15 protein-coding genes are annotated in these 16134 nt (G+C 73.5%); 13 read left to right on the forward strand and 2 right to left on the reverse strand.

What is annotated here, in order from left to right; genetic code table 11:
- The 10 genes from ACIBST_RS28340 to ACIBST_RS28385 all read left to right on the forward strand — a co-directional run bounded on the left by ACIBST_RS28340 (position 1) and on the right by ACIBST_RS28385 (position 11086).
- Positions 1–1230 carry a phenylacetate--CoA ligase family protein gene (locus tag ACIBST_RS28340; protein WP_397175984.1) on the forward strand — a complete coding sequence of 410 codons (1230 nt, stop codon included), beginning with the start codon at positions 1–3 and terminating at the stop codon, positions 1228–1230.
- Between the two features lie 2 nt (positions 1231–1232).
- A complete protein-coding gene (locus ACIBST_RS28345; protein WP_397175985.1) occupies positions 1233–2489 on the forward strand; it encodes an MFS transporter in 1257 nt (418 codons plus the stop codon).
- Positions 2486–3337 carry an SDR family NAD(P)-dependent oxidoreductase gene (locus ACIBST_RS28350; RefSeq protein ID WP_397175987.1) on the forward strand — a complete coding sequence of 284 codons (852 nt, stop codon included), beginning with the start codon at positions 2486–2488 and terminating at the stop codon, positions 3335–3337. The genes ACIBST_RS28345 and ACIBST_RS28350 overlap by 4 nt, the downstream gene beginning before the upstream one ends.
- On the forward strand, positions 3334–3804 hold the full coding sequence (paaI, locus tag ACIBST_RS28355; RefSeq protein ID WP_397175989.1) for a hydroxyphenylacetyl-CoA thioesterase PaaI: 471 nt from the start codon (positions 3334–3336) through the stop codon (positions 3802–3804). The genes ACIBST_RS28350 and paaI overlap by 4 nt, the downstream gene beginning before the upstream one ends.
- Positions 3801–5123 (forward strand): MFS transporter, encoded by a 1323-nt coding sequence (locus ACIBST_RS28360; RefSeq protein WP_397175991.1) that lies wholly within the window; start codon positions 3801–3803, stop codon positions 5121–5123. Before paaI ends, ACIBST_RS28360 begins: the two co-directional genes overlap by 4 nt.
- A 24-nt stretch (positions 5124–5147) precedes the next feature.
- Positions 5148–6404 carry a phenylacetate--CoA ligase family protein gene (locus ACIBST_RS28365; RefSeq protein WP_397175992.1) on the forward strand — a complete coding sequence of 419 codons (1257 nt, stop codon included), beginning with the start codon at positions 5148–5150 and terminating at the stop codon, positions 6402–6404.
- A gap of 223 nt (positions 6405–6627) precedes the next feature.
- Positions 6628–8466 (forward strand): hypothetical protein, encoded by a 1839-nt coding sequence (locus tag ACIBST_RS28370; protein ID WP_397175994.1) that lies wholly within the window; start codon positions 6628–6630, stop codon positions 8464–8466.
- The gene (locus ACIBST_RS28375; RefSeq protein WP_397175996.1) at positions 8450–9913 is read left to right on the forward strand and encodes a hypothetical protein; all 1464 of its coding nucleotides are present in this window, start codon (positions 8450–8452) and stop codon (positions 9911–9913) included. Before ACIBST_RS28370 ends, ACIBST_RS28375 begins: the two co-directional genes overlap by 17 nt.
- 10 nt (positions 9914–9923) lie before the next feature.
- On the forward strand, positions 9924–10046 hold the full coding sequence (locus ACIBST_RS28380; RefSeq protein WP_397175998.1) for a putative leader peptide: 123 nt from the start codon (positions 9924–9926) through the stop codon (positions 10044–10046).
- Between the two features lie 80 nt (positions 10047–10126).
- Positions 10127–11086, forward strand: a complete 960-nt coding sequence (locus ACIBST_RS28385) for a TauD/TfdA dioxygenase family protein (RefSeq protein ID WP_397176000.1) — start codon at positions 10127–10129, stop codon at positions 11084–11086.
- Positions 11087–11175: 89 nt separating this feature from the next.
- Here ACIBST_RS28385 and ACIBST_RS28390 read toward each other — a convergent pair whose 3' ends face one another.
- Both ACIBST_RS28390 and ACIBST_RS28395 read right to left on the reverse strand, forming a co-directional pair.
- Positions 11176–12303: an acyltransferase family protein gene (locus ACIBST_RS28390; RefSeq protein ID WP_397176002.1), complete on the reverse strand. Its 1128-nt coding sequence runs from the start codon at positions 12301–12303 to the stop codon at positions 11176–11178.
- 88 nt (positions 12304–12391) lie between these two features.
- A complete protein-coding gene (locus ACIBST_RS28395; protein WP_357979852.1) occupies positions 12392–12592 on the reverse strand; it encodes a hypothetical protein in 201 nt (66 codons plus the stop codon).
- A 205-nt stretch (positions 12593–12797) separates the two neighbouring features.
- Between ACIBST_RS28395 and ACIBST_RS28400 the strand changes: the two genes are divergently transcribed.
- From ACIBST_RS28400 to ACIBST_RS28410, 3 genes are all read left to right on the forward strand, one after another.
- A complete protein-coding gene (locus tag ACIBST_RS28400; RefSeq protein WP_397176003.1) occupies positions 12798–14117 on the forward strand; it encodes an aminopeptidase P family protein in 1320 nt (439 codons plus the stop codon).
- A gap of 62 nt (positions 14118–14179) precedes the next feature.
- Positions 14180–15085 (forward strand): dihydrodipicolinate synthase family protein, encoded by a 906-nt coding sequence (locus ACIBST_RS28405; RefSeq protein WP_397176005.1) that lies wholly within the window; start codon positions 14180–14182, stop codon positions 15083–15085.
- Positions 15082–16083, forward strand: a complete 1002-nt coding sequence (locus tag ACIBST_RS28410) for a proline racemase family protein (protein ID WP_397176007.1) — start codon at positions 15082–15084, stop codon at positions 16081–16083. The genes ACIBST_RS28405 and ACIBST_RS28410 overlap by 4 nt, the downstream gene beginning before the upstream one ends.
- Positions 16084–16134 lie beyond the last annotated feature (51 nt).

The raw sequence follows: 16134 nt of genomic DNA on the forward strand, positions 1-16134 counted from the left end.
ATGACCGAATCGTTCTCGCTGACGTCCGCGGCGGCCGAGCCGCTGCTGCACGTCCCGAGGCGCTCGCTGGAGCGGCTGAGGAGCGTGCCCGCGCTCGCGCCGCGCTACGAGGGCCACGAGAAGGTGCTCACGCTGGAGGACCTGGCCGCCCTGCCGCCGCTGGTCAAGGACGACCTCAACGTCGCGCTCGCACACCTGGAGCCCAAGGCCGGGCACGGCGCGACCTGGCTGTTCCAGAGCGGCGGCAGCACCGGCGCGCCCAAGGTCGGCTACGCCCCCACCGGCTTCTACATGGAGGGCGTGCACCGCCATTGGCAGCCGCTGGAACCGGACGACGTCTTCGTCAACGCCTGGGGCGCCGGCCGCATGTGGGGCGCCCACTTCCTGGCCGCCGCCTTCGCCGACCTGTCCGGCTGCCGGGTCATCGCCCTGGGCTCGGTCGGCAAGGAGGAGTACGGCGACTGGCTCGGCTTCTTCGCCGACCGCAAGGTGACCGCGTTCGGCGGCACGCCCAGCGTGCTGCGGCTGTGGTTCGCCCACGCCAGGGCGGCCGGCCTGCGCCTGCCCGCGCTGCGCAAGGTGCTCTGGCTGGGCGAGGCCTGGCATCCCCAGCTCGACGAGGACCTGGCCGAGGTCGCCCCGGACGCCCGCCGCTGGGGCATGTTCGGCAGCACCGAGACCTGGGTCGCCGCCACCAACACCCCGGACTGCCCGGCCGACGTCTTCCACCCGCTGCCCGACCAGCTCGTGCACATCGACGCCGACGAGCTGCTGGACTTCACCACGCTCAACCCCGACATGCTCAACCCGGTGCTGCGTTACCGCACCGGCGACGCCGGCCGCCTGGTCTCCTGCCCCTGCGGCCGGGACGGCAGGGCGCTGCGCATCCTGGGCCGCCGGGACTCGGTCGTCCAGGTGCGCGGCCTCGGCCTGCACGTGGACGACGTCGTCGCCCAGGCCGAGCGCGAGCCCGGCGTGCTGCGCGCCCAGGTCCTGATCACCGAGAGGCAGGGCCGGGTCTCCGGCGTGGACGTGCTGCTGCTGACCGGCCCCGACACCCCGCCCGACCTGGCCGAACGGCTGCGCCACGACCTCCTGGCCGCCACCTTCACCCTCAGCACGGCCTTCCAGCACGACCCCGGCTCCTTCCGCGTCCGCGCGGTGGACGCGCTGATCGGCAACGACCGCACCGGCAAGACCTCCTCCTTCGTCGTGCGGGAGGAACAGTGAGGATGCCGGGGTCGCTCGGCAGGGAGTTCGGCCTCTACTGGAGCGGCCAGACGGTGAGCCTGCTCGGCGACCGGATCACCGTGTTCGTCGTGCCGACGCTGATGATCTTCGTGTTGCACGCCTCCGCGCTGGAGGTCGGCATCGTGGCCATGGCCCAGTACCTGGGCATCCCGCTGCTCGGGCCGATCGCCGGGGTGCTCGTGGACCGGTGGGACAAGCGGCTGACCATGGTCGTGTGCGACCTCGTCCGGCTGGTGGCGGTGGGGGTCATCCCGGTCGCGTACTGGTGCGGGGTGCTCTCGACGCCGGTGCTGTTCGTGTGCGTGGCGCTGATCAGCGGCGCGACCATCTTCTTCAACATCGGCTACCTCGTCGCCGTGCCCACGACCGTGCCGCAGGACCGGCTGGTGCGGGCGTACTCGCGGCTGGAGGGCAGCAGCACGGTGTCGGAGGTGGCCGGGCCGTCGATCGCGGCGGGCCTGTACCACCTGCTCGGCGTCGCCTCGCTGCTCGTGGACGCGGCCAGCTACCTGGTCTCGGCGGCGTGCCTGCGGGCCATGAAGCCGTGGGGCGTCACGACCGGGGAGCGGGTGCCGGTGCGCTCGCGGCTGATGCTCGGCTTCCGGCTGAACTGGGCCGACCCGGTGCTGCGCCGGGTGGTGCTGGCCGCGGTGGTGCTCAACTCGGGCGGGCCGGTCTTCGTCACGGTCCTGCCGGTGCTGGCCTACCAGGGGCTCGGCGTCTCGGTGGGGGTGTTCGGCGCGGCGATGTCGGCGGCGGCCGTCGGCGCGGTGCTCGGCGCGCTGGCCGCCCCGAAGATCAGCGACCGGCTCGGGCTCGGCCGGACCATGGCCTGGGCGCTGCTGCTGCACTGCCTGGTCGGCCTCGGCGTGCTGGCCGCGCCCGCGCTGCCCGCCGCGCCGGTGATCGGCGTGACGTTCGGCTGCTACGGCTTCTTCATGTCGTGCATCAACGTGTGCAGCGCGCCGATCCGGCAGTCGCGGATGGCCGCCGAGAACCAGGGCGTCATGCACGCCGCGTTCCGCACGGCGACCTGGGGGGTGATCCCGCTGGCCGCGCTCGCGGGCGGGTCGGCGGTCACGCTGCTGACGCCCGCGCTGGGCGTGCTCGGCGCGGCGCAGGCGGTCATGGCCGGCGGCACGCTGCTGGCCGCCTTCTCGTTCCTGCCCGCCTCGGGGATCCAGGCCCGCATGGACCGGGCCGAGCGGCGGGCGCACCTGGCGGGGAGCGCGTCATGACGACCGTGCTGATCACCGGGACGTCGTCGGGCATCGGGCTGGCCACGGCGGTGACCGCCGCGCGGGCCGGCATGACGGTGGTGGCCACCATGCGCGACCTCGCCCGGGACGGCGACCTGCGCGCGGCGGCCGACCGGGCCGGCGTCACCCTGGACGTCCGCCCGCTCGACGTCACCGACCCCGCCTCGGCGCGGGCGTGCGTGAAGGGCGTGCGCGAGACGTACGGAGGGCTGGACGCGCTGGTCAACAACGCGGGCGTGTCGAACTTCGACCCCACGATGGAGATGTCCACGCCGGAGGCGCTGCGCGCCAACTTCGAGGTCAACTTCTTCGGCGTGATCGAGGTCAGCCGGGTGGCGATGCCGCTGCTGCGGGCCGCCGGAGGCCGGCTGGTGACGGTCGGCAGCGTGCACGGCGTCGTGGGCCAGCCGTTCAACGAGGCGTACGCGGCGGCCAAGGCGGCGGTCGAGGGGTTCATGGAGAGCCTGGCGCCGGTCGCGGCGGCGCACGGCGTACGGGTGAGCGTGGTGGTGCCCGGCTTCGTCTCCGACACCCGGTTCGGGATTTTTCCGGACATCAACCGGAAGACCATCCGGGCCGCCTCCGGCCCGTACGCCCCGGCCTTCGACGCCTACCTCGACTGGGTGTGCGGCCCCGGCTGGGAGGGCGCCGGCCAGACCTCCTGGCAGGTGGCCGACGTGATCGTGGACGCGCTGACCGCCGCCGACCCGCCCTTCCGCATCCCGACCGGGCCCTGGGTGGCGCAGTACGTGGCCGGCAAGCTCGCCGACCCCGACGGCTCGGCCGTCCAGTCCATGGCCAGGACCTGGCTGGGAGCCACCCCATGACCGGCCCCGCGACCGGCCCCGCGACCGGCCCCGCGACCGGCCCCGCGACCGGCCCCGCGACCGGCCCCGCGACCGGCCCCGACCCGGCCTGCCGGGCGCTCGGCATCGCGCTGGAGGAGGCCGCCGGCGGCCGGGCCCGGCTGCGCATGCGCGTCACCGAGGACATGGTGAACGGGCACGGCGTCGCCCACGGCGGCTACCTGTTCCTGCTCGCCGACGCCGCCTTCGACCACGCCTGCAACAGCCGCGGCCCGGTCATGCTGGCCCACAGCGCCCAGGTGACGTTCCTGCGCCCGGCCGCGGCGGGCGACGTGCTGGTGGCCGAGGCCACGGAACGGGCCAGGCACGGCAGGCACGGCGTCTACGACGTCACCGTGCGCCGCCCGGCGGGCGAGATCGTCGCCGAGTTCCGCGGCCACGGCGTCGTGGTCGCCGGCCGTCCCACCAGCGAAGGGAAGACCTCATGAGCGGGCAGAAACGGCGGACCGGACGCTGGATCGAGCACTGGGAACCCGAGGACGCGGGGTTCTGGGCGGCCGTCGGACGCCGCGTCGCCACCAGGAACCTGATCTTCTCCATCTTCGTCGAGCATCTCGGCTTCGCGGTGTGGCTGCTGTGGAGCGCCGTCGTCGTCCTGCTGCCGAAGGCGGGCTTCCCGTTCACCGTGGACCAGCTCTTCTGGCTGGTCGCGGTGCCGAACCTGGTCGGCAGCACGCTGCGGCTGCCCTACACCTTCGCCGTCTCGGCCTTCGGCGGGCGCAACTGGAACGTGGCCAGCGCCCTGCTGCTCCTGGCGCCGACGGGGCTGCTGGCCTGGCTGGTCACCGATCCGGCCAGACCCTACTGGATGTTCCTGGCCGCCGCGGCCACGGCCGGGCTCGGCGGCGGCAACTTCGCCTCCTCCATGGCCAACGTCTCCTACTTCTACCCGGAGCGGCGCAAGGGGTTCGCGCTGGGCGTGAACGCGGCCGGCGGGAACCTGGGCGTGGCGGTCGTGCAACTGCTGATCCCGCTGGTGGCGGCGGGCGGCCTGGCGTACGCCGGGCTGGTGTGGATGCCGCTCGTCGTGGCCGCCGCGCTGTGCGCGTACCTGTTCATGGACAACCTGGCCGTCGCCAGGACCGGCTTCGGCACCCAGGGCAGGGCGTTCCTGCGTCCGCACACCTGGGTGATGTCCTTCCTGTACATCGGCACCTTCGGCTCGTTCATCGGCTACTCGGCGGCGTTCCCGCTGGTCGCCCAGTCGGCGTTCGCCCAGTCCGCCTCGCCGTACCTGGCCTTCCTCGGGCCGCTGGCCGGGTCGCTGGCGCGGCCGGCCGGCGGCTGGCTGGCCGACCGGCACGGCGGGGCCAGGGTCACCTCGTGGTCGTTCGTCGCCATGGCCGCCGGGGCCGTGGCCGCGCTGGCCGCGCTCGGACGGCACAGCTTCCCGCTCTTCCTGGGCGCGTTCCTGCTGCTGTTCGTCGCCTCGGGGGCGGGGAACGGGTCCACGTACCGGATGATCCCGGCCATCTTCACCGCGCAGGCCGGGCACGGGTCGCCGGACGTGCGGCTGCGGGCCAGGCGCGAGGCCGCGGCGGCCATCGGCATCGCCTCCGCGGTCGGCGCGTTCGGCGGGTTCCTCATCCCCAGGGGCTTCGCCGTCTCGCTGGCCGGGTCGGGTTCCGTCGCGCCCGCCCTCCAGGTGTTCATCGGCGCCTACGCCGTCTTCCTGGCCACCAACTGGTGGTTCTACCGCCGCCGGGTGCTGGCGCGGGTCCCCAGCCTCGCAAGCAGCCGGATCTGAGCATCGACGACCAAGGAGTGACACATGCCCGCCAAGTCCCTGCGTGACCTGATCGGCTTCGCCCGCCGGCACTCGCCGTTCTACGCCGAGCTCTACCGCGACCTGCCCGACGGCGTGGCCGACCTCACCGCGCTGCCGATCATCGACCAGAACGCCTTCTGGGCCGCCAACACCTACCCGGACAACAGGCTGCTGACCGGCCCCCTGACCGACGCCGGCGTCTACGCCTCCGGCGGCACCACCGGAGCGCCCAAGTTCTCCCCCTGGACGCGCTCCGAGCACGCCGACTCGGTGACCGCGTTCGGCGCCGGCATGGTGCGGGCCGGGCTGCGGCCCGGCCACCGGGTGGCGAACCTGTTCTCCGCCGGCGAGATGTACGGCGGCTTCCTCTACATCGAGCACGCCCTGCACAACGCCCCCGTGGAGAACGTGCGCCTGCCCATCGCCTGCCACGCCGAGGACGGCTACATCGCCGACCTGATCGAGCTGTTCGGCGTGCACGTGCTGGCGGGGCCGCCGATGAAGCTCGGCAAGGTGGCCGAGGCGGTGATCGCGCGCGGGCGCGGCGCGGACACCGTGGAGCTGCTGCTGTTCGCCGGCGACCTGCTCTTCGACGACCTGCGTCCGCAGCTCGCCAAGGCCTTCCCCGGCGCGGTGATCGCCTCGCTCGGCTACGCCTCCGTGGACGCCGGGCTGATCGGCGGCCCCGTGGCGGGCGCGGACGTGCGGGTGCACGAGGCGTTCCCCGACCGCACCCTGGTGGAGCTGATCGACGAGGTGACCGGCGACCCGGTCACCACGCCTGGCGTGCGCGGGCGGGTGGTCGTCACCAACCTGTTCAGGACGCTGATGCCGGTCATCCGCTACCCGGTCGGCGACCTGGGGGAGTGGACCGACGCGGAATGCCGGGCCTTCCGGCTGGTCGGCAGGACGTCGGAGGGGGCCAGGGTGGAGACGGTGGCGATGTCCAGCGAGGCCGTCCGGGCCGTGCTGGTCGCCGCCGACCCGGACCGGGCGATGTCGGCGATGCAGATGGTCCAGCGCCGCTGGGACGGCAAGGACGGCCTGCTGCTCCGGCTGGCCTGCACGCAGGAGCCGCCGCCCGGCCTGACCCGGCGGCTCGTGGACGCCGTGTACGCGGCCAAGCCGCTCTACCCGAAGTCCGTGGCCGAGGGGCTGGTGCACCCCCTGACCGTCGAATGGGTGCGGCCGTCGGAGCTGGTGACGCACCCGCGTACCGGGAAGGTGTTGCAGGTGGTGGACGAGCGCCCGCACCCCTGACCCCGGCCGGAGCCTCCGGCCCCGGCCGGAGGCTCCGGATTCATCCGGGTTTTTCCGCGACGTCCGCTGCTTCGTTTCTATGATGGAAACGAGCGTCCGCGGGGCGATGCTCACTGCGAAATCGTTCCAGGCCCACCCGGGCTCATTCGGGCACGCACCGGCGACGACGACCCGGCAGGTTGCTGCGATGGCGGATTCGTTCAACGACGCTCACCTTCGCCTGGTGACGAAGGAGTGCCTCCCGCTCGGGAGCGGCGACCGGCTCCCGGTCATCGTGCTGCTCGGCCCCGACGGCACCGACCGCGAGGTGTGCATCACCCGCGTCTGGAGGAGCGTCACCAGGCCCGAGTCGCCCCGGGTGCGGGTGGATTTCCGGCTGCCGGGGCTGCGCGACGCGCCGGTGGTCAAGACCGTCGAGCGCATCGCCCACGACCTGATGGAGACCTCCAGCGTCCGGCTGCCCCGGGTGGTCTTCGCGCTGCACGTGCTGGCCCTGGACCCGCGGGACCGCTCCGACAACGAGCTGGCCGGCGAACTGGACGACCTCGTGGACGGCGGCGACCCCGAGCGGCTGTCCGACGCCCTGTCCCTGCTGCGCGACCTGCTCGGCCGCATCCCGGGGGCCGAGCCGCTGGCCGCGCTCACCTCGGTGCTCCAGTACGCCGCGCGGGGCCAGCGCCGCCGCGTGGTCAGGCTGCTCAACGACAAGGGCAGGACGTGGCTGGCCGCCCAGATGGCCAACGGCAACGTGATCGACCTGGCCAGACGGCGGGACGGCCACGGCGGCGACCCGTCCGGGTCCGCCGGGGCGATCCTGTGCCGGGCCCTGGTCGCCGACCTCGCCGACTCCTGGTCCAAGAGCCACCGCCACGCCAGGAGCTGCCTGCTGCTGCTGGAGGGTGCCGAGACCGCGGCGGGCCGCGCGCTGCTCAGGGCGCTCGGCCCGGCCAAGGGCGCCGACCCGCTGCTGGTGGTGGCCGAGTCGAGGGAGTGGCTGCCGATGGGGGGCTCGTGGGCGCGTCCCGGCACGGTCGTGCCCGGCGCGGCCCACCCGCCCACGCTGGCGGAGGCGAGCTACCGCGACTGGCGGGCCGGCTACGACGCCCGGGAGCAGCCGTGGTGGTACCCCGTGCTGATGCCGCCGCTGGAGGCCGACAGGTCGCGCGCCTACGCCTCGGCCGTCCGGGAGCTGACCGGCGGCCATCCGGCCGTGACCCGGCGCCTGGGCAGGCTCGCCGCCACGGCCCAGGACGACGACGCCTTCCGCGCCGTCGTGTGCCGCGAGGACCTGCTGCGCTGGCCCGACCGGCTGCACCTGGCCCACCTCGACGAGCTCACCGACTGGGCGGCGGCCAGGAACGTGGACGACGCCGAGAGCGCCCTGCTCAAGCGGGCCGGCCGGACGCCGAACCTGCGCAACGAGCTGGCCGACCTGCTCTGGCTCGACCGCCGTCCGGAGGAGCGGGACCCGCACGGCCGCTACGAGGGGGCGCCCGGCCCCCAGGTCACCGTGATCCATCCGTGGCTGCGGCGGCTGCTGCTGCACCGGCTCGCCGTCACCGGCCGCTGGGACGACGTGCACGACGACCTGGAACGCTTCCACCTCGGCCCCGGAGGCGAGGAGAACCCGCGCAGCCTGCACCACCGCCTGGCCCGCGTCGGCCCGGACGACCCCGAGGGCCATCTCGCCCACGTGGCCGGGCGCCTGCACCGGCTCTTCGACCGGCTCGACGTGCGCGAGGACGGCCGCAGCCGGCTGCCGGAATGGCTGGCCGGCTTCAACGAGGTGACCGCCGCCCCCAACCGGCTGCCGCTGGTCACCCCCCTGGACGAGCTGTACGACTCCCTGGTGGCGACCGCCGCCCCGCATGAGCGCGGGGACTGGCTCGTCGTGGTCAGGGCCCTGGTCGTGGACCGCTGGTTCTGGCTCGACCCGCTGCTCGACCCGTCAGGGAGCCGGGCCGAGCAGGTCGCGCGCGGGCTGCGGGACCTGGCCAGGCGGTCCACCACCAGTCCGGCGATCTTGCTACGGGAGGCCGACAGGTATGAGCGACGACGGTGACCTCGGCACGGCCGGGGCGGGCGATCCGGCGCCGGCGGAGGTCGGCGCGAAGTGGGCGGCGGGCCGCCGCAACCGCGTCCTGCTGCGCAGGGCGCTGGCGGGGGCGCTCGTCGTGGCGGCCGTCGTCGTCCTCGGGCTCTACGTCAGGACGGCGCGACTCACCGACGACAGCGACGCCTTCGGGCCCGACCTGGCCCCGGTCATGAGCCGCATCGCCGCCGAGAACGCCGCGGTGGAGAAGGAGCACCCGGACGACTACGTGACCGTCGTCGCGATGTTCCCGATGACCGGCTCACTCACCGACATCGCCCTGAACCGGGAGAGCATCAGGCACGGACTGGAGGGCGTCCACCTGGCGCAGGTGTGGCGCAACCGGCAGCCGTCCTCGCCGCCGTACGTGCGGGTGCTGGTGGCCAGCGACGGGCCGCAGGACTGGGAGCCGACGGTCGAGGCCGTCCGGGACCGGACCGCGGAGGAGCACATCGTGGCCGTGACCGGGCTCGGCGCCAGCACCGGCGCGACCCGCGGGACGGTCGCGAGCCTGAGCGCGAGCCGGTACGCCATGGTCTCGGCGGTCATCACCTCCGACGAGCTCACCGGCTTCCCCGGCCTGGCCCGCGTCGCGGCCCTGAACAGCGAGCAGGCCCAGGCCGGGGTGGTGCACGCCAGGAAGGTCAACCCCGGGCTCAAGGCGGTCGTGATCAAGGACCTCAACCCGGCCGACAGCTACGTCAAGACCCTCGCCCGGTTCTACACCGGCTCGCTGGCCGGCCGGGAACGCGTTATGGAGCTGTCCTTCGACTCCTCGACCAGGTTCTCCGGCACCGTGCTCGACGTCATCGCCGAGCGCGTCTGCAACTCCGGCGCGAACACCGTCCTGTACGCCGGGCGCAGCGAGCAGCTGCCCGCGCTGATGCAGGCGCTCAGCCAGCGCGAGCGGTGCGTCCGGCCCGGCGTCACCGTGGTCACCGGCGACGACGCCAGCGAGATGAACCGCAAGGTCGACCTCGGCATGTGGGGGGACACCCGGATCCGGCTCTTCTACACGGCCCTGGCCCACCCGGCGAGCCTCGCGCTGCCCGGCGGCGGGGTGCTCACGGCGATCCGGGCCAGGTTCGAGGGGGACGACCCCGACAGCTTCCGGCGCATGTTCCCGCACGAGAGTCTCGACGACGGCATGGCGATCATGCACCACGACGCCATGTTCGTGGCCCTGGAGACGGCCAAGGCGTTCGCCCGCGAGCCGGACGTGCCCTCGCCGCAGGACATGGCGAACATGCTGACCAGCGGCACGGTGTCGGTCGAGGGCGCCAGCGGCCCGATCAGGATCGTCGAGGGCGGCGCCCGCCAGACCAAGGAGATCCCGATCCTCCAGCTCAACCCGGACGGCACCTCGGCGTACTCGGGCCGGGTCACGGTGACGGACGGCGGCCCCGGCAGGAGCTGATCCGTCTTTCATGCATTACCTATTGCTTTTGTGGGGAATTTCGCGCAGGATCAGGGGTGTGAAGAGCCTTCTGGTGGCCCGCCTCCACGTCGATCTCCGGCGGCAGGCGAGCGCGCTCTGTGCCGTGCGGTGACCTCCGGGTCCCCGCTCTCCTCGGACGCCCGAGCGTCCTTCCCCCAGACCTTCCCCGAAGCTCAGAGGAGTGGCCGAACCATGTCGACCCCCACCAGCGTGCTCACCGTCCGGCGCGTCGCCGGGCACATCGGCGCCGAGATCACCGGCGTCGATCTGGCCCACCCGCTCGATCCGTCCGTGGTCGAGGAGATCCGCCAGGCGCTGCTCGCGTACAAAGTCGTGTTCTTCCGCGGGCAGGAGCTCGACCACGCCGCGCAGATCGCCTTCGCCCGCCAGTTCGGCGAGCTGACCCACGCCCACCCGCACGAGGACGCGCCGCCCGAGGAGTTCCCGCAGATCCTGACCATCGACCCCCGCCGGTACGAGAAGCGTTACGGCGTCAACTACCGCGAGCTCTACCAGAGGAGGCGCTACTCCTACTTCTCCGGCTGGCACACCGACGTCACCGCCGCCGTCAACCCGCCCGCCGCCTCGATCCTGCGGGCCGAGACCGTGCCGGAGTTCGGCGGCGACACCCAGTGGACGAACCTGGTGGCCGCCTACGAGGGCCTGTCCGCGCCGCTGCGCGACCTGGTGGACGGCCTGCGCGCCGAACACCGCTTCCTGGCCGGCTACCAGGCCGCCGACGAGGACGGCAAGCTGGTCAAGCGCGTCAACGACAACCTGCTCATCTCCGTGCACCCGGTGGTGCGGGTGCATCCGGAGACCGGTGAGCGGGCGTTGTTCGTCAACCCCGGGTTCACCGACCACATCGTGGGCCTGTCGGCCGTGGAGAGCCGCCGCCTCCTCGACCTGCTGTACGAGCAGCTCACCCGGCCCGAGTACACCGTGCGCTTCCGCTGGCGGCCGGGCAGCGTCGCCTTCTGGGACAACCGCGCCACCGCCCATCTGGCCCCGTCCGACCTCGACCACCTCGACGTGCCGCGCACGCTGCACCGGGTCACGCTGATCGGCGACCGGCCCGTCGGACCCGACGGGTTCGTCTCGGAGATCGTGGCGGGAAGGGAGTTCAGGGCCCAGTCACTCGTGGTCGCCTGACGGCGGCGGCCACCTCCGCGAGCGGGACCCGCTCGCGGCACCGGACGCGCGGGCGGGGGCTGGGGGGTGCCCGCCCGCGGCGTCGGTCCCTACTTCCGGACGGGGGCCCGCGACCCGCTCAGCCGGCGGCCGAGCCGCTGGGCCGGGGCCTCGATCACGTGGTACGTCACCAGGCACAGCGGGATCAGGACCAGGTAGTACAGCACCAGGTTCGGCAGCAGGCGCAGCAGCAGCGGATGCAGCAGGTAGACGGAGAAGCTGATCACCCCGAGCCGGGTCAGGACGCGCGGGAACGCCCTGTGGCGCAACGCCAGCCCCACCCCGAACACGGCGAACGCGAGCACGAGCGCGGGCGCCCATCCCGGGTCGTCCTTGGCGGGGACGCCGCAGGCCACCACCGCCAGGCAGGCGAGCCCGGCGGCCCGCCAGGAAATCGTGCCCCGCTCGGCGCGGTACACCGCGGTCCCGGCGAACATGGCGGCCAGGACGATCACGCCCTGCCAGGTGCCGGCCCGGCTGCCCAGGACCACCAGCGCCAGCCCGAGCAGCCCGCCCGCCGCGGCGGCCGCCGTACGGGCCCGGCCGTCTCCGAGGACGGTGACCGCGATCGCCGCCACGACCGCGAGGACGAGCAGCGCGGCGGTCAGGTCGGCCCCGCCGTTGATCGACGCGCCCGGCAGCAGCAGCCCCGCCGGCACGGCCAGCGCCGCCAGCGCGACGGCGATGCCCGCCGACCTGCGGGCCTGACCGGTCGCGAACAGCGCCACGCTGATCAGGTAGAACGCCATCTCGTACGACAGCGTCCAGGTCACGCCGATGACGGGCGGCAGGTTGAGCAGTTCCTGGAGCATCGTCAGGTTGCCGAGCGCGACCAGCGGCGCGGGACGCTCGCCGAGGCGCGGATCCAGCGGGAACAGGCCCGCGAGGGCGAGCAGGAACGCCAGGCCGAGGGCGGCCAGCAGCAGCGGCAGCAGGCGGAAGGCCCGGCCGGTCCAGAAGGCGCGCAGGTCGCCGCGCCGTTCCAGGGACGCCGGGATGATGTAGCCGCTGACCAGGAAGAACACGAAGACGCCCCACGTGCCGAGGTCGATCCTGCGGTCCACGACCGCCCACGCGGCGGGGACGAAGGACCAGCCCGCGTGGTGCGCGGTGACGGCCAGCGCGGCGGGCCCCCGCAGGGCGTCCAGCCAGGCCAGCCGGGCGGAGGCGGGGGACATCTGTCGAATTCTAGGCCATTTGCGACAGAACGCCCCCGTAACCAGACACCCGCCCGGCTTCGCGCCTCCCCGGGCCGGGGCGCCGCGATCAGCGGGACGGCGAGCGGCGCAGGCGCAGGCCGATCACCACGACGGCGACGCCCACCAGCAGCACCACCGGACCGATGACCGCCCAGGTGGCGTCGCCGGTCATCACGCTGCCGCCCACCACGCCCAGTCCCTGGAGCGCCCAGAGCCCGCCGACCAGGGCCAGCAGCACGCCGACGACGATGAGGATCCAAGAGGTCATCGTTCTTCCCGTCTCTCGTCCCGCCGTGCTCGTTCCGCAGCGGGGGGCTCCGTGTGCGTGTTGATCGCGTGGCTCCCGCAGAGTAGCCGAGCCTTTGTCACGATATGCGGATTTTTCTGGTCACCTCTTGGCGGCGGCTTCCCGCCGTCCTAATGTTCAGTGCAATGCCACACATTACTGAGCCCTATGGAAGGAGTGATCCCCGGTGCGCGACGGCAGGCCCCCGAAGCTGTCCGAGATCCCCGCTTTCACCGCGTACATGAACACCGGCTGGGGCAGCGCCGACCGCACGCCGCGGGTCGTGCCCGGCGCGGCCGAGGCCGCCGCCGCCCACCGGGCGCGGCTGGCCGAGGCGCTGCCCGGCCGGACCGTCGTGCTGGCCGCGGGGCAGGCCCCGATCCGCAGCAACGACATGGCCTACGACTTCCGCGCCGCCAGCGACTTCGTCTGGGTGACCGGCTGCCAGATCGAGAACGCCGTCGTCGTGCTGGCGGGGGCCGAGGCCACCCTCTACGTGCCGCCGCCCGCCCGCCCCGGCGACCCGGCGTTCTTCACCGACTCCAGGTACGGCGAGCTGTGGGTGGGCGCCGCGCCCGGCCTGGACGACTGGGCGAAGGCGCTCGGGGTGCGGGTCCGGCCGCTGGCCGAGCTGACCGCGGACGTGACCGAGGACCAGGAGGCCGCCCGGGTCCTGGCCGAGCTGCGCATGCACAAGGACGACTGGGAGCTCGGCCAGCTGCGCGAGGCGGTGGACCGCACCGTCGAGGGCTTCGCCGCCGTCGTCCGCGAGATCCCCGCGGCCGTGGCCGGACGCGGCGAGCGGTGGCTCCAGGGCACCTTCGACCGGTACGCCCGCGCCTACGGCAACGGCCCCGGCTACCCCTCCATCGTCGGCTCCGGCCCGCACGCGCCCACCCTGCACTGGGTGCGCTGCGACGGCCCGGTGACCCCCGGCGAGCTGCTCCTGCTCGACCTCGGCGTCGAGGCGGAGAGCTGCTACACCGCCGACGTCACCCGCACCTTCCCCGTCTCCGGCCGCTTCACCCCGGCCCAGCGGCAGGTGCACGACCTGGTCGAGCGCGCCCACCGGGCCGCGCTCGCCGCGGTCGCACCCGGCCGCCGCTTCAGCGACTTCCACCACGCCGCCATGGAGGTCGTCGCGCACGGCCTGGCCGACTGGGGCCTGCTGCCGGTCTCGGTGGACGAGGCCCTGTCCGACGCCGGCCAGCACCACCGCCGCTACCTGGTCTGCGGCGTCGGCCACCACCTCGGCCTGGACGTGCACGACTGCGGCCGGGCGAGCCAGGAGTCCTACCAGGACGCCGTCATGGCCCCCGGCATGGCGCTCACCGTGGAGCCCGGCCTGTACTTCCACCCGCACGACCTCACCGTCCCGCCGGAGCTGCGCGGGGTCGGCGTCCGGATCGAGGACGACCTGGTGGTCACCGAGCAGGGCGCCGACGTGCTGTCGGCCGCGCTGCCCCTGGACGCCGGCGGCCTGGAGAAGTGGATGGCCGCCGGGTAGGTAGTCGCTGTGACATTGCACCGCATAATCTCTCGAATATCCCCATGTGAGGAGACCTCAGCATGACCACCTCCGCCACGCCGTGGCGCGGCATCCACGTCGCGACGGCCCTGCCCTTCGCCGACGACCTCTCCGTGGACTACGACGGGTTCGCCGAGCACGTGCGATTCCTGGCCGAAGGCGGCTGTGACGGTGTGACGCCCAACGGCTCGCTGGGCGAGTACCAGACGCTCACGCCGCAGGAGCGGGCCCGCGTCGTCGAGACGGCCGTCCAGGCCGCGCCGCCCGGGTTCGGCGTCATGCCGGGCGTGGCCGCGTACGGCGCCATGGAGGCCCGCCGGTGGGCCGACCAGGCCGCCGAGGCGGGGGCCACGTCCGTGCTGCTGCTGCCGCCGAACGCCTACCGGGCCCCGCGCGAGGCCGTCGTCGCCCACTACCGGGAGGTCGCCAAGGCCGGGCTGCCGGTCGTGGCCTACAACAACCCGTTCGACACCAAGGTCGACCTGACCCCCGACCTGCTGGCCGAGCTGTACCACGAGGGCCTGATCGTCGGCGTCAAGGAGTTCACCGGGGACGTGCGCAGGGCCTACGAGATCGCCGAGCTGGCGCCGGAGCTGGACCTGCTCATCGGGGCCGACGACGTGCTGCTGGAGCTGGGCCTGGCCGGGGCCGTCGGCTGGATCGCCGGGTACCCGAACATGATCCCGCAGTCCACGACCCGCCTGTACCGGCTGGCCACCTCCGGCGACCCCGCCGACCTGCCCGAGGCGCTGCGCGTCTACCGCGACCTGCACCCGCTGCTGCGCTGGGACTCCAAGCCCGAGTTCGTGCAGTCGATCAAGCTGTCCATGGACCTGGCCGGGCGCAGGGGCGGCGCCTGCCGTCCGCCGCGCCTGCCGCTCGCGCCCGAGCTGGTCGCCCGCATCACCGCCGACACCGAGGCCGTCCTGGAAAAGGGCTACAAGTGAGATCACGTCGCACCTTCCACGCCGTCGACTCCCACACCGAGGGCATGCCCACCCGCGTGATCGTCGGCGGCGTCGGCGCCATCCCGGGGGAGACCATGGCCGAGCGCCGGCTGTGGTTCATGGAGAACAGCGACGACGTGCGCACGCTGCTCATGTACGAGCCGCGCGGCCACGCCGCGATGAGCGGGGCGATCCTCCAGCCGCCCACCCGGCCCGACGCCGACTACGGCGTGCTGTTCATCGAGGTCTCCGGGCTGCTGCCGATGTGCGGCCACGGCACGATCGGCGTGGCGACCGTCCTGGTGGAGACCGGGATGGTGCCCGTGGTCGAGCCGGTCACCACGATCCGGCTCGACACGCCGGCCGGGCTCGTGGTGGCGTCCGTGGCGGTCGAGGACGGCGCGGCGACCTCGGTGACCATCCAGAACGTGCCCTCCTTCGCGTACGCGCTGGACCGCAAGGTCGAGGTGCCCGGCTTCGGGGAGATCGGCTACGACCTGGCCTTCGGCGGCAACTTCTACGCCTTCGTCGAGCTGGCCGAGCTGGGGCTGCCCTTCGACCGGGCCCGCGCCGGCGACCTGCTGTCGGCCGGGCTCGCGATCATGGACGCCGTCAACGAGCACGACCGCCCGGTCCACCCCGAGCGGCCCGACATCAACGGCTGCCATCACGTCTACCTGGCCGCACCCGGCTCGACGGCCCAGCTGTCCAGGCACGCCATGGCCATCCACCCCGGCTGGTTCGACCGCTCGCCGTGCGGCACCGGCACCAGCGCCCGGATGGCCCAGTTCCACGCCCGGGGCGAGCTGGCCCTCGGCGAGGACTTCGTCAACGAGTCGTTCATCGGCACCCGCTTCACCGGACGGCTGCTCGGCGAGACCGCGGTCGGCCCGCTGCCCGCCGTGCTGCCCTCGATCACCGGCCGTGCCTGGGTCACCGGCACCTCGCAGTTCCACCTCGACCCGACCGACCCCTTCCCGGCGGGGTTCCTGCTGTGAGCCGTCCCGCCCAGGCACGCGGCCCGCGGGCGGGCGGCGCGAAGGGCACGC

The sequence above is a fragment of the Nonomuraea sp. NPDC049684 genome, assembly GCF_044465345.1.
Taxonomy (GTDB): domain Bacteria; phylum Actinomycetota; class Actinomycetes; order Streptosporangiales; family Streptosporangiaceae; genus Nonomuraea.

Excerpts from the sequence above, each read along its gene's own strand:
- ACIBST_RS28380 (WP_397175998.1), top strand. The coding sequence starts at position 9,924 with ATGCATTACCTATTGCTTTTGTGGGGAATTTCGCGCAGGATCAGGGGT.
- paaI (WP_397175989.1), top strand. The coding sequence starts at position 3,334 with ATGACCGGCCCCGCGACCGGCCCCGCGACCGGCCCCGCGACCGGCCCC.
- ACIBST_RS28405 (WP_397176005.1), top strand. The coding sequence starts at position 14,180 with ATGACCACCTCCGCCACGCCGTGGCGCGGCATCCACGTCGCGACGGCC.
- ACIBST_RS28395 (WP_357979852.1), bottom strand. The coding sequence starts at position 12,592 with ATGACCTCTTGGATCCTCATCGTCGTCGGCGTGCTGCTGGCCCTGGTC.
- ACIBST_RS28390 (WP_397176002.1), bottom strand. The coding sequence starts at position 12,303 with ATGTCCCCCGCCTCCGCCCGGCTGGCCTGGCTGGACGCCCTGCGGGGG.
- ACIBST_RS28350 (WP_397175987.1), top strand. The coding sequence starts at position 2,486 with ATGACGACCGTGCTGATCACCGGGACGTCGTCGGGCATCGGGCTGGCC.
- ACIBST_RS28375 (WP_397175996.1), top strand. The coding sequence starts at position 8,450 with ATGAGCGACGACGGTGACCTCGGCACGGCCGGGGCGGGCGATCCGGCG.
- ACIBST_RS28385 (WP_397176000.1), top strand. The coding sequence starts at position 10,127 with ATGTCGACCCCCACCAGCGTGCTCACCGTCCGGCGCGTCGCCGGGCAC.
- ACIBST_RS28345 (WP_397175985.1), top strand. The coding sequence starts at position 1,233 with ATGCCGGGGTCGCTCGGCAGGGAGTTCGGCCTCTACTGGAGCGGCCAG.
- ACIBST_RS28360 (WP_397175991.1), top strand. The coding sequence starts at position 3,801 with ATGAGCGGGCAGAAACGGCGGACCGGACGCTGGATCGAGCACTGGGAA.
- ACIBST_RS28340 (WP_397175984.1), top strand. The coding sequence starts at position 1 with ATGACCGAATCGTTCTCGCTGACGTCCGCGGCGGCCGAGCCGCTGCTG.
- ACIBST_RS28365 (WP_397175992.1), top strand. The coding sequence starts at position 5,148 with ATGCCCGCCAAGTCCCTGCGTGACCTGATCGGCTTCGCCCGCCGGCAC.